The sequence below is a fragment of the Mesonia oceanica genome, from assembly GCF_902499555.1.
Taxonomy (GTDB): Bacteria; Bacteroidota; Bacteroidia; order Flavobacteriales; family Flavobacteriaceae; genus Mesonia; species Mesonia oceanica.
In genome coordinates, this window is the sequence record NZ_CABVMM010000001.1 from 109,430 (window position 1) to 121,505 (window position 12,076).

Annotated in this window: 12 protein-coding genes; 9 read left to right on the top strand and 3 right to left on the bottom strand. The window is 35.5% G+C overall.

All coding sequences use genetic code 11. The features are described from left to right. Positions 1–8: 8 nt before the first annotated feature. Positions 9–281 (bottom strand): hypothetical protein, encoded by a 273-nt coding sequence (locus tag FVB9532_RS00535; protein WP_150543260.1) that lies wholly within the window; start codon positions 279–281, stop codon positions 9–11. A gap of 114 nt (positions 282–395) precedes the next feature. On the opposite strand from FVB9532_RS00535, the gene FVB9532_RS00540 reads away from it, so the two are divergent. Continuing rightward, a complete protein-coding gene (locus tag FVB9532_RS00540; protein WP_150543261.1) occupies positions 396–824 on the top strand; it encodes a hypothetical protein in 429 nt (142 codons plus the stop codon). Positions 825–966: 142 nt separating this feature from the next. Beyond that, a complete protein-coding gene (locus FVB9532_RS00545) occupies positions 967–1,362 on the top strand; it encodes an ankyrin repeat domain-containing protein (RefSeq protein ID WP_150543262.1) in 396 nt (131 codons plus the stop codon). A gap of 54 nt (positions 1,363–1,416) precedes the next feature. On the opposite strand, the gene rsmI is transcribed toward FVB9532_RS00545, so the two are convergent. Together rsmI and FVB9532_RS00555 are read right to left on the bottom strand one after the other, a co-directional pair. Next, a complete protein-coding gene (gene rsmI, locus FVB9532_RS00550) occupies positions 1,417–2,088 on the bottom strand; it encodes a 16S rRNA (cytidine(1402)-2'-O)-methyltransferase (protein WP_150543263.1) in 672 nt (223 codons plus the stop codon). Next, positions 2,088–3,182, bottom strand: a complete 1,095-nt coding sequence (locus FVB9532_RS00555; protein ID WP_150543264.1) for a DUF8457 domain-containing protein — start codon at positions 3,180–3,182, stop codon at positions 2,088–2,090. Before FVB9532_RS00555 ends, rsmI begins: the two co-directional genes overlap by 1 nt. 101 nt (positions 3,183–3,283) lie before the next feature. On the opposite strand from FVB9532_RS00555, the gene FVB9532_RS00560 reads away from it, so the two are divergent. From FVB9532_RS00560 to FVB9532_RS00585, 7 genes are all read left to right on the top strand, one after another. Further along, the gene (locus FVB9532_RS00560; RefSeq protein ID WP_150543265.1) at positions 3,284–3,877 is read left to right on the top strand and encodes a thymidine kinase; all 594 of its coding nucleotides are present in this window, start codon (positions 3,284–3,286) and stop codon (positions 3,875–3,877) included. Positions 3,878–3,920: 43 nt separating this feature from the next. Next, a complete protein-coding gene (gene alr, locus FVB9532_RS00565) occupies positions 3,921–5,027 on the top strand; it encodes an alanine racemase (protein WP_150543266.1) in 1,107 nt (368 codons plus the stop codon). 38 nt (positions 5,028–5,065) lie between these two features. Continuing rightward, positions 5,066–6,934, top strand: a complete 1,869-nt coding sequence (locus FVB9532_RS00570; protein WP_150543267.1) for a T9SS type B sorting domain-containing protein — start codon at positions 5,066–5,068, stop codon at positions 6,932–6,934. 75 nt (positions 6,935–7,009) lie between these two features. Then, positions 7,010–7,444: a large conductance mechanosensitive channel protein MscL gene (mscL, locus tag FVB9532_RS00575; RefSeq protein ID WP_150543268.1), complete on the top strand. Its 435-nt coding sequence runs from the start codon at positions 7,010–7,012 to the stop codon at positions 7,442–7,444. Between the two features lie 189 nt (positions 7,445–7,633). Next, on the top strand, positions 7,634–8,620 hold the full coding sequence (locus FVB9532_RS00580) for an aspartate-semialdehyde dehydrogenase (RefSeq protein WP_150543269.1): 987 nt from the start codon (positions 7,634–7,636) through the stop codon (positions 8,618–8,620). 181 nt (positions 8,621–8,801) lie between these two features. Then, on the top strand, positions 8,802–9,083 hold the full coding sequence (locus FVB9532_RS19360) for a hypothetical protein (protein ID WP_194716451.1): 282 nt from the start codon (positions 8,802–8,804) through the stop codon (positions 9,081–9,083). Between the two features lie 215 nt (positions 9,084–9,298). Next, positions 9,299–11,686, top strand: a complete 2,388-nt coding sequence (locus FVB9532_RS00585) for a TonB-dependent receptor (protein ID WP_150543270.1) — start codon at positions 9,299–9,301, stop codon at positions 11,684–11,686. The last annotated feature ends 390 nt before the right edge of the window (positions 11,687–12,076 follow it).

Consider the following 12,076-nt stretch of genomic DNA (forward strand, 5'->3'; position numbering starts at 1 on the left):
ACTTCGGTTTAAAAGAATAAAAAATAAACGGCAGCAGAAATCATTATTACCAACAGCACGGTGAATATAACCATCACTTTTTGCTCATCGCGTTTGTTTTCAGCAATGAGTTGGTCTCGCATTGCTTTGCGTTTTTCTTCAGAAATTTTAATCACAGGAATACCTGTACTTTTTCCTGAAGTTTTATGGTGACCTTTTTCAAAATAATTAGTTCGATGACCACGTCTTGAATTATTTTTCAAAGAGGTAATCATGGCTTGTACCACTCCGCCGAATGACATTTTAGTAAAAATTTGATTAAACTATTAATTTACGAAATTTTCCTGAATTTTGCCAATTTGTATCACGAGCAATAGAAGCTTTTCTGTACTTTCGTGTCGGCAAAACGAATGAAAATGGAACAAAAACTCAACATTAAATACAAAAACACCTTACAGAACCTTATTATTCTATTGGTAGGTATTCTTTTACTCATTATAGGTTTTGTGGCTTATTTCTGGACGGAAGAGTTTTCCTATTTCTATCTTATCGTTTTGGCCAATATGTTAGTGTTATACGTGTTAATTACCAGTCAGGTAAGGAAAAATCATGTGGTTTACGATGCTGTTTTTGTAAAATACAGGTTGAACTCTGGTCCCGTGAAACGATTAAAAGTAGATGAAATTAACGGAGTAGAAGAGGAGAACCCTCATTTAAAAATTCAACTTAAAGAAGAGCGACAAGCTGAAATTGATTTAGAAGGTTACGCAGAACCTTCTGTTGAAGAATTTAAAGACTTACTCCAAAGAATGGCCGATTTTAATTCTGAAAAATCTGCTGACTAAACTTTTAAGCATCATTTAAATACTAGGTTCTTGCTGTTTTTTTTAAATTTTGAATGTTTTGTGTAACAAAAATACTTTTGATTAGTCTATTATAATAGAGCAAGTTGCTTAAAACTAATTCATTAATCAAAAATCATTCATCATGAAAAAAACAATCATTACCGTAGCATTAGCGTTCATCAGCTGTGTTACATTTGCCAACAACAGTTATGAAACAACCCCAGAAAATTTATCTTCTGAAGTACATTGGGAAACCAGTGCAGACTTAAATTCTTTCTGCAAAGCCATTATGAAAGGAAATCTTGAAATGGTAAAACAGTTAATCGACTTTGGAGAAGATGTAAATGAAAAATCTCTAGGAAAAACTCCGGCCATGTATGCAGCGCGTTACAATAAAGTAGAAGTTTTAAAACTTCTTGTACAAAAAGGTGCTGACTTATCTGTTAAATCTGATGTTGAAAAATACACCGCCAAAAAGTTTGCTGAACTTTCTAATGCAAAAGAAACTTTAGCTTACTTAAACTCTTTAGAGAAGTAAATTTTCTGAACAATATGTTGAAAATAAGTGGTTTGTCTATTCAAGATAAACCACTTATTTTTTTCCTTCTACAATCACCACGATTTCCCCTTTGGGAGCTTTCTTTTGAAAATGCGCTAAAACTTCTTCCGTTGTCCCTCGTACTGTTTCTTCGTGAAGTTTACTTATTTCCCGAGAAACCGAAACTTTTCTATCTGTCCCAAAATATTCAATAAAATGTCCCAGTGTTTTGATGAGTTTATGTGGCGATTCATAAAAAATCATCGTTCGGTTTTCTTCCGCTAATAAATTCAATCGGGTTTGCCTTCCTTTTTTTACTGGTAAAAAACCTTCAAATATAAATTTATCATTAGGCAAACCACTGTTTACCAAAGCGGGTACAAAGGCAGTTGCTCCCGGTAAACAATCTACCTCAATATGATGATCTACGCAAGCTCTAGTGAGTAAAAACCCTGGATCGGAAATCGCCGGTGTCCCAGCATCGCTAATTAACGCGGCAGTTTCTCCATTTTGAATGCGCTTAATAATTAAATCGACCGTTTTGTGTTCGTTATGCATATGGTGACTATGCATTGGCGTATTAATTTCAAAATGTTTAAGCAGTTTTCCGCTAGTTCGGGTGTCTTCAGCCAAAATAAAATCTACTTCGTTTAGCACTTTTACCGCTCTAAAAGTCATATCTTCTAAATTACCAATAGGTGTTGGAACTAAAAATAGCTTTGCCATTAGTCGTATTTATTTTTGATGGCATGTAAAAACCTGGCTTCGTAAACATCTTTATTTTCCCAGTTGTTATAATCAGGTTTTATTTGTTGCTGAATAAATTGATGTGCTTCCATAAAGCTTTCAAGGGTGTTTAATTGGGAAAGCACGCGGTTGTAATCGGCAGCATTGCCATCAAAAAGATGCTTGATATATGCCAATCTATCGTTTAAACCAATATTAATTCCTTTTTTAAGTCGGTCATTTAATGATTTTCGTTCACCACCCAAATCATTTTTTGTTGCCGATGGTTCTTTGGGTTCAAATTCTGGAGTTTCGTAATTCTGAAATAAATCGTTTGCCGTAGGAATTTCTTTTTCCTGAGGAAGTTCTTCCTTCGTTTTCGCTTTCGGTTCTTCAGGTGTTTCCGGTGGCACTTGCGAAATTTCAGGTTCAGGTTTTACTTCTTCCTGTTTCGGTTCTTCTTTTGGTGGTTGTGGAGCTTCCTTTTTTTGCACAGGCTCAAATTGTGGTAAATCGTCATAACTTACCCCAAAATTCTGTTCCGGCCTTTCCTCTTTTGGTGTTTCCTGCTGTTCTTCTTTTTTGTGTTGCGGAATAATTTCTTCTAATACTTGATCTATCTCTTCATCTTCCGGAAACATATGAGCGACCATATCTTTAATCTTTTCTGTATTGGGTACTGTAATCGCTTCCTTATTATAGGCTAAGCCATCGGGACGTGCTTTTTCTTTAATGGCCTGTATTTTTTCCATCGGCATTTCAGCTAAAATACTTTTCAGGATATTGGTATTCAGTTCGATAATTTCTTCTGTATTGTGTTCTAATCCTGAAGGGACACTTGCTTCTTCTTGTTCGATACTTTTTTCAACAACTTCTTCTTTCTTTTCTGATGTCTCTGCCATTTTTTCTTTTACATCCTTTAATCCAATGGTAGGTTGTGCACCGGCAAAGTGTTTTTCTGCAAAAGACAACACGCTTAATTTTTCGTATAAAACCCCGGTTATGGTTTTTAGTTCGTGTATATCTTCTTTGTTTTTTAGCTGTAATATTCTGTGTGCTATGCTAATTAGTTCGGCTTCCAGGGACTTCTTCATAACTTTATGATTAACTTTTTTTGTGAGGATGTATTTTTAGTAATTTTACCTTGCTTAAATTTAAACAAGAATATTCTTGTTTTAGTGCTGAAAATTACAAAATGTTTCTCGAAAATACCGTAAATCACGAAGAGCAATTTGGATGGATTGAAGTAATTTGTGGAAGTATGTTCTCCGGCAAAACCGAAGAGCTTATCCGCCGCTTAAAACGTGCCCAATTTGCCAAACAAAAAGTAGAAATTTTTAAACCTGCGCTCGATAAACGCTACGATGAAGAAATGGTGGTTTCTCACGATGCCAATGAGATTAGGTCTACTCCTGTTCCTGCCGCAGCTAATATTAGATTGTTGGCAGACGATTGTGATGTGGTGGGAGTTGATGAAGCGCAATTTTTTGATGAAGAAATTGTAAGTGTTTGTAACGATTTGGCCAATAAAGGTATTCGTGTAATTGTTGCCGGGTTGGATATGGATTTTAAAGGAAACCCGTTTGGGCCAATGCCTAACCTGATGGCGACCGCAGAATATGTGACCAAAGTTCATGCGGTGTGTACGCGCACCGGTAATTTAGCACAATTCAGTTTTAGAAAATCGGCTAACCGGGATTTGGTTTTACTGGGAGAAACGGAAGAATATGAACCTTTAAGCAGAGGTGCGTATTACAAAGCAATGTTGAATGAAAAAGTAAAAAAATAGATGTTGAGGAGATGAAAGAAATTTCCCCCAACAAGAAATAGTTATGTCACAAACTTCAGAAACGGTACTAGAAATAGATTTATCGGCCTTAGAACACAATTATAATTATTTGCGATCCAAGTTATCGCCCGAGACCAAAATGTTAGGTGTGGTAAAAGCTTTTGCCTATGGAAATGATTCTGTTGAAATTGCTAAACGATTATCTAAAATAGGAATCGATTATTTTGCCGTGGCTTACACCCGGGAAGGTATTTCATTAAGAGAAGGCGGAATTCAAAAACCTATTTTGGTGCTTCATCCGCAATCTACCAATTTTGAAGAAGTTATAGAAAACGATTTAATCCCGAATATTTACAGTAAATTTACGTTGGAGGCTTTTGTGAAAACGGCGGAAAAACTTCAACTGAAAAATTATCCCATTCATTTAAAAATTAATACCGGTTTAAACCGATTGGGTTTTGATCCTGAAGATGCAGCCTGGCTTAACCATAAATTAGCAGAAACGAAAGCGATAAAAGTAGAAGGGATTTTCTCTCATTTAGCCGCTAGTGAAGATGAAGCAGAACGGGAATTTACTTTGTATCAAATAGAAAACTATCAAAAAACCCTTGATAAAATTCTGCCGAAATTAGATGATCAACCTATTCGGCACCTTTGTAATACTTCTGGGATCATCAATTATCCAGAAGCCCATTACGATATGGTAAGAACGGGAATTGGATTGTACGGTTTTGGAAACTCGGCGGCAGAAGACAAAAAACTAAAACCTGTAGGAACGCTAAAAACCATCATTTCTCAAATTCATCACATTAAAGAAGGAGAAAGTGTAGGTTATAATCGAGTATTTAAAGCTCCTTTAGCAACCAAAACGGCCACGCTTCCTCTAGGTCATGCCGATGGGATTAACCGAATTTACGGAAAACAAAAAACCGGAGTTTTGGTAAACGGTCAAATTGCACCCATCATTGGGAATGTTTGTATGGATATGTTGATGATTGATATTAGCGGAATTGATTGTCAAGAAGGCGATGAGGTAATCCTCTTCGGAAAAGATAAAAGTGCTGAAGAATTTGCGCATAATGCCGGCACGATTTCTTATGAATTAATTACTTCCATTTCACAGCGCGTAAAAAGAAAAATCATTAATTAACTATCGCGATAAACTTTTCTTATACCATCAAACTCTTTGTGAGCTTTTGCATTTTTGTTTTCTTCACTAAAACGATTAATGCACAGTTAGGTTTTTGTAGCGGAAGTAAGGGCGACCCTATTTTTCATGAAGATTTTGGGAGTGGTTCTGGAACGGGAAATCCTTTAGCTGCGGGAATCACCAATTATACGTATGTGGTGGGTGACCCTCAAGACGGGCAATACACAATTTCTGACCAGATTTCACAGCAAATAGGCTCTTGGCATAATTCTTTACCCAGCACCACAGTATCTAATGGTCGGGCTTTAATCGTGAATGCCGACTATACTGCCGGCTTGTTCTACCAAACTCCAATTTCAGGTTTGTGTGAAAATGCTTCCTATGAATTTTCTGCCTACTTAATGAATATTTTTAATGCTGCCAGTGGAGTTTGTGAGGGAAGTGGAATCCCCATTAACGTTCGGTTTGAAATCTGGAATGCCAACGATACACAACTTTTAAAACAAGGAAGCACGGGAGATATAGCAGGAAGTTCTACCGCTTTTTGGGAACAATACGCCATGACCTTTCAGTCGCAACCGGGACAAAATTCAATTATCTTAAAAATGTTTAATAATTCGGAAGGTGGCTGCGGAAATGACTTAGCCATTGATGATATTATTTTTAGTTCTTGTGGCGATTTAACTACGATTTCACCTTCCAATTCAACTGAAAACGAGATCAGCCTTTGTGAAGAGAGTTTGCCGCAAACCATAAGCTTAGAAGCCAATCCCGATTTTTCTGTTTACTCCGACCATTATTACCAATGGCAACGAAGCCCGGACGGACAAACTTGGAATGATATTCCTGGTGCGACACAAGAACAGTTTTCAACCACTAGTATTGCTACTGATACTTATTTTCGAGTGCAAGTAGCCGAAGATCCCGTTAACTTAGCCGATAATTTATGCAGTACTTTTTCTGAAGTTTTTTATGTAGAAGTAATTCCAATTCCGCCAATACCAACGAGTAATGGAGATGTATTTAGTTGCGATGATGGAACACCTCCACAACTTTCGGTTAGCGTTTCTTCACCTTATGAAGTCAATTGGTTTGACTCAGCAACTTCAATCACACCAATAGCTACCAATACTGAAACGTTTACCCCTTCAGAAAACGGCACTTATTTCGCAGAGGCCTATTTACCAAATTCAGCATGTAATCCCGGAGCTAAAATTCAACTGAATTATAACTTATATGAAAGTCCGCAGCTTTCTGCAGATGAACTAATTGAAATCTGTGCAGGAGATAGTCTAGAGCTTTCAACAGCTATTAGTGATGTGATGTACGATTGGTCTACCGGAGCAACAACTCCCAGCATTACGGTTTTTGAAGAAGGAAGTTACAGCTTGACGGTAACCAATAGCGATGGTTGTACGGCTACAAAAACGTTTACCGTAAATTTTATTCAAGAACCGGAGATTACTGAAATCTTAGTTGATAATGGATTCATTAAAATCCTGACGCTACAAGAAGGAAATTTTCTATATTCTTTAGACGGAAATACCTTTCAAACTTCCAATAAATTTCAAGTGAAGGAAGGTGGCGTTTATACCGCTTACGTAAAAGATTCAGAAGCTTGTGGAGTTTCAGCAAGAGAATTTCCGGTATTACTTTACCCTAAATTTATTACTCCCAATCAAGATGGTGCTAACGATATTTTTCAACTAAAAGGAACCGAGTATTTTTCATCTTCAGAATTATTAATTTTTGATCGTTTCGGAAAGTTATTATTTCGACAAAACGGAAAACGTTTCTTATGGGATGGCTCTTATAACGGTAAATATTTACCTTCTAATGAATATTGGTTTATGGTAACAATTGAAGGGATGCCAAGTGTAAAAGGTCATTTTTCCTTAATTAAATAAATCAAAAAATAATATCCTTTTCAAAAAGAACAATTTATTACCTTTAGAAGCTATTAATCAACCTATTTATAGATTATGAGTTTCTTTTCAGATTTTAAAAAGTTTTTAATGAAGGGTGATATTGTTGCCCTCGCTACTGCAGTTGTTATTGGGGCCGCTTTTAAAAGCATAGTGGATTCTGTTGTGAAAGATGTGATTACACCCATTATTGGTTTATTAACCGGCGGAGTAGATTTTACCAAGAAGTTTATTGCTTTAGACGGACATACTTACGCAAGTTTAGATGCCGCTAGAGAAGCAAAAGCCGCTGTGATTACCTACGGAAATTTAATTCAAGCACTTATTAATTTTGTAATTGTGGGCTTATTTATATTTTTGTTTTTACGGGCTTACGAAAAAACGAAGCAAAAAGAAGATCCCAAACCAGTTGCTGCTCCAAAAGGTCCTACGCAAGAAGAATTGCTTGCTGAAATTAGAGATGAACTAAAGAAGCAAAATACCGCTTCATAAAATACGTAGTAACCGCTACACTATTCAATTTAATAATTCAACCCTGCTCTAAAGGCAGGGTATTTTTTTCTGTGTACTTTACTTTCTGAAGCTAAACGGCCCACCGTTTAAAATTCTCTACCTATCTTTGCCGTTAGCCAAAAATAAGGCTGTAAAGTAGTAATATTAAATTTTTAGATCTCAGTAAAAATGAAAGTAGCTGTTGTTGGAGCCACCGGGATGGTTGGCCAAGTAATGCTAAAGGTATTAGCAGAAAGAAATTTTCCTATCACCGAATTAATTCCTGTCGCCTCAGAAAAATCTGTTGGAAAAAAAATTGAATTCAACGGAGTGAAATATGAAGTAGTAAATCTAGATACAGCAGTAAAACGAAAACCTGAGATCGCTTTGTTTTCTGCCGGAGGAAATACTTCTTTAGAATGGGCACCAAAATTTGCTGAAGCAGGAACAACTGTTATCGATAATTCTTCTGCTTGGCGAATGGATCCCTCCAAAAAACTTGTAGTACCTGAAATTAACGCCGATAGTTTAACAGAAGAAGACAAAATTATAGCGAACCCCAATTGTTCCACCATTCAGTTAGTGATGGCTTTAAAACCGCTTCACGATAAATTTGGAATTAAACGAGTTGTTGTTTCTACTTACCAATCTATTACCGGAACGGGAGTAAAAGCAGTACAACAACTAGAAAATGAATACAAAGGGGAAAAAGGGGAAATGGCGTATCCTTACCCTATTCATAAAAACGCCATTCCGCATTGCGATGTTTTCTTAGAGAATGATTATACCAAAGAAGAAATGAAATTAACGCACGAAACCAAGAAGATTTTGAATGATGATTCTGTGTTGGTTTCTGCAACTGCAGTAAGAATTCCAGTGGTTGGCGGGCATAGTGAGTCGGTAAATATTGAGTTTGAAAAAGATTTTGAAATTGATGAGGTGAAAAAGATTTTAAATGATTTTCCGGGAATCACTTTACAGGATAATCCTGATGTAAATACCTACCCGATGCCCATTTATGCAGAAGGAAAAAATGATGTATTTGTAGGAAGAATCCGGAAAGACCATTCACATCCACGAGCTTTAAACATGTGGATTGTTGCCGATAACCTAAGAAAAGGAGCGGCAACTAATGCGGTACAAATTGCTGAACATTTAATAAAAGTAAACGATTAATCACCATCTCTTGCAAGGTACTTAATGCCTTGAAGGTTTGGATATATATTAAAAGGTTTCAGAAAACTTCCAAAGAAATAAGATGAACCTCAACCATGTTTTAGAAATTTTAACATGGGGTTGAGGTTTTCTTTCTTAGTTTTGCAGATTAATGATGTTGTCTAATCGAGTAAAATATAGTTTGTCGTGGTTTTTTCTCGTTGCTTTTATGCTGATAAAAGTTTCGGGACTTCATGATATTACTCATAAAGATGATGTTAACGATGACAAGGATTGTGTTTGGTGTCATCTATCTGGAACAGATAAGAATATCCCGTTAATTGCAGCGGAAGAAGCTTTCGAGTTGCAGGAAATCCCTTCTCAGGAATCTAGTATAGTTATTAATAACTATACCTCGTTGGCAACAGAGAAAACACCTGTTTGCCTTATCTTCAATAAACCTCCCCCTTTTTATACAGTTTAATTAGTAGTGTTGAATGTAGTCTTCTATTGGAAGTCTTCTATTCAGTATCATATCATTTCGTAATTAAGCATTCTAAACGTTTGGTTGAAAACATCAATCAAGCTTAGAGTGATTTATTTTTAAACGATTACTTCTTTCTACTTTCAAGGATAAAGATTCTTTAAAAGAGTTGAAGAAAATCGATTGAAAATCTTAACTGTATAAAATTATATTTAATGAAAACTCTTTCATTGGTCTTTATATTCATTTTGGCTAACCTCTCTTTGTCTGCACAAAATTGTGATCATACCTTAAAAGGAAAAATAGTAGATGATCATACGGGTGAACCACTTATCAATGCTGTAATTGAGATTATTGATAGTGATATTGAAGTGTATTCAGATTTTTACGGAAATTTCGAAATCCCTAACTTATGTGATGGGAAAATCGAATTGAAAATCACACATCCTGAATGCCAAGACTTGATTTATCCTGTGTTAATAGAAGGAGATACGTTTGAAGAAATTAAACTAGAGCACCATTGGAAAGAACTTCAACAGGTTTTATTACATGGGAAAACTGTTGAAACTTCAGTACTCAACCGGGAAATCGTAAATAAAAACTATATAGAAAAAGAATATACAGGCTCACTCTCTACGAGTTTAGAAAAGCTTCCAGGAGTAAATGCTATGGAAGTAGGTTCTGGAATCTCTAAACCTATTATTCGTGGTTTAGGATTAAACAGAGTGGTAGTAAGCGAAAATGGAATTAATCAAGCCGGACAACAATGGGGGGCAGATCATGGCTTAGAGTTAGATGCTCTTTCTGTAGAGAAGTTAGAGGTGATTAAAGGAGTTTCTGCTATTGAATATGGAAGTGATGCGATTGGAGGGGTTTTAAAAATTGATAACGATCAAGCGCCTATGGATGAAGGTATTTCAGGTAGCGCGATGACCATTGCTAAATCTGTAAATAATACACTTGGCGGATCTTTTAATTTAAATTATAAATCGAATAAATTTTTTGCAAAAGCCAGACTTACCGGTTTATCTTATGCCGATTATAAGCTTCCGGCAGATACAATTAATTACCTTAACTTTAATCTTCCTGTATATGATGAAGAGTTAAAAAATACGGCAGGGAAGGAATTAGATTGGTATTTTCAGGCAGGGTACTTAGGTGATAATTTTAAGAGTACTGTTAGTGTAAGTAATGTTTATCAAAAATCCGGATTTTTCCCAGGAGCTCACGGGATTCCTTCTGTAGGTCGAGTTCAACCTGATGGTGATCGAAGGAATATTGATTTCCCTTATCAACGAGTAAATCATTTCAAATTAATTAATAACAATACATTTTTCGTTAATGATAATGCTAAGCTGATAGTTAATTTAGGGTATCAGAAAAACCATCGTCAAGAATGGAGTTTATTTCATACGCATTATGGAAACCAAGCCCCTCCCGAAAAAAACCCTAATCTAGAACTGGATTTTAATTTAGAAACTTATGATGTTAAAGTAAAATGGGAGCAAAAATTTTCTGCACAGCACACTACTAACCTCGGCTTGGAAGGAAGATGGCAAGAAAATGATATTGCAGGTTTCAACTTTTTACTTCCTCAGTATGATGCGCAAAATTATGCTGCTTTTTTAACACATGAATACAAAGTTTCAAATACTACGTTATGGAGTTTAGGCATTCGTTACGATTTTGGGAAAGTTCATTTAAATCAATTTAATGATAATTACTTGTATGATTACCTTATTCAAAATGGTGAAAGTGAAGAAACGGCTAATAACTATGCAGAAAGAAGCCCTAACTTAAATCGGGATTTTGGAAATTTGAATGTAATGTTTGGGGGGCTATTTAATTGGAATAAATGGACTTTGAATGCCAATATAGGGACAAACTTTAGATTACCAACCCCGATTGAATTAGGAGCTAATGGAATACATCATGGTTCATTTAGGCATGAACAAGGTGATCCTGATTTAGATCCAGAAAAAGGTTATGTAGGAGATGTTGAATTAACCTATGAAGAAAACAGTTTTATAGCGAGCGTAAACCCCTACATTTATTACTTCGACAATTATATTTTTCTGCAACCCACTAAAACTTTTTCATTATTACCACATTCGGGACAATTGTATCGATATAGCCAATCAAGAGCATTACTAAGCGGTGTGGAGGTGAGTTTACAAAAAACATTTTTTGATCAGTTAAAAACACAGGTGGTTGCTGAGTATTTATACAATCAACAACTTACTTCGGATAGTTCTAGGGATTACCCTTTACCTTTTACTCCGGCAAATAATCTCTTCGCTGAAGTAGGTTACACTTTTAACACACAACACCTTATTCTTAAAGAAACAGAAATATATGCCAATACTAGAATGACCATGGAACAAGACCGAATTGCACAAGGAGAAATGATTACTCCGGGGTATGCATTATTTGGTTTAGGCGTAAAAAAAGGCTTTAACTTATTTAAAAAGCAAAGTACAGTTCATTTACAGGTCTCTAATCTTTTTAATAAAAAGTACTTTAAACATACCAGTTTTTATAGAAGATTAGAAATTCCTGAACTTTCGAGAAATATTCAGTTAACCCTTCAAGTCCCTTTTTAATTGAGAGGTTTCCGCTTACATATTAGCATTTTATTAATAGCTGTTTTCATAAGCTCTCAGCTTTATGTGCCTTTTCATTTCTTGTTGATTAAGCATGAATATGACGTATCTATTACTACCCAAGAAACCTATCAATATCAGTTAAAAAAGACAAATTTAAAAAATCATGAATGCAGCATTTTTCATTTGTGGAAGGATAATTGGTTTCTATTAAATAGAGAAATTAACTATCAACAACATTTTACTTTACAAAAAGGACTTTTATCACTTATTGAAAGTAACCCCACAGAAAGTCTATTTGTATATTATTATTTAAGAGGACCTCCGGAAAAGGTAGAATTATCTCAAAAATATTTATACAAAAAAGCAATCAAAACAATTTAATTTTAG

Excerpts from the sequence above, each read along its gene's own strand:
- FVB9532_RS00560 (WP_150543265.1), top strand. The coding sequence starts at position 3,284 with ATGTTTCTCGAAAATACCGTAAATCACGAAGAGCAATTTGGATGGATT.
- mscL (WP_150543268.1), top strand. The coding sequence starts at position 7,010 with ATGAGTTTCTTTTCAGATTTTAAAAAGTTTTTAATGAAGGGTGATATT.
- FVB9532_RS00580 (WP_150543269.1), top strand. The coding sequence starts at position 7,634 with ATGAAAGTAGCTGTTGTTGGAGCCACCGGGATGGTTGGCCAAGTAATG.
- FVB9532_RS00540 (WP_150543261.1), top strand. The coding sequence starts at position 396 with ATGGAACAAAAACTCAACATTAAATACAAAAACACCTTACAGAACCTT.
- FVB9532_RS00555 (WP_150543264.1), bottom strand. The coding sequence starts at position 3,182 with ATGAAGAAGTCCCTGGAAGCCGAACTAATTAGCATAGCACACAGAATA.
- rsmI (WP_150543263.1), bottom strand. The coding sequence starts at position 2,088 with ATGGCAAAGCTATTTTTAGTTCCAACACCTATTGGTAATTTAGAAGAT.
- FVB9532_RS00585 (WP_150543270.1), top strand. The coding sequence starts at position 9,299 with ATGAAAACTCTTTCATTGGTCTTTATATTCATTTTGGCTAACCTCTCT.
- FVB9532_RS00545 (WP_150543262.1), top strand. The coding sequence starts at position 967 with ATGAAAAAAACAATCATTACCGTAGCATTAGCGTTCATCAGCTGTGTT.
- FVB9532_RS00535 (WP_150543260.1), bottom strand. The coding sequence starts at position 281 with ATGTCATTCGGCGGAGTGGTACAAGCCATGATTACCTCTTTGAAAAAT.
- alr (WP_150543266.1), top strand. The coding sequence starts at position 3,921 with ATGTCACAAACTTCAGAAACGGTACTAGAAATAGATTTATCGGCCTTA.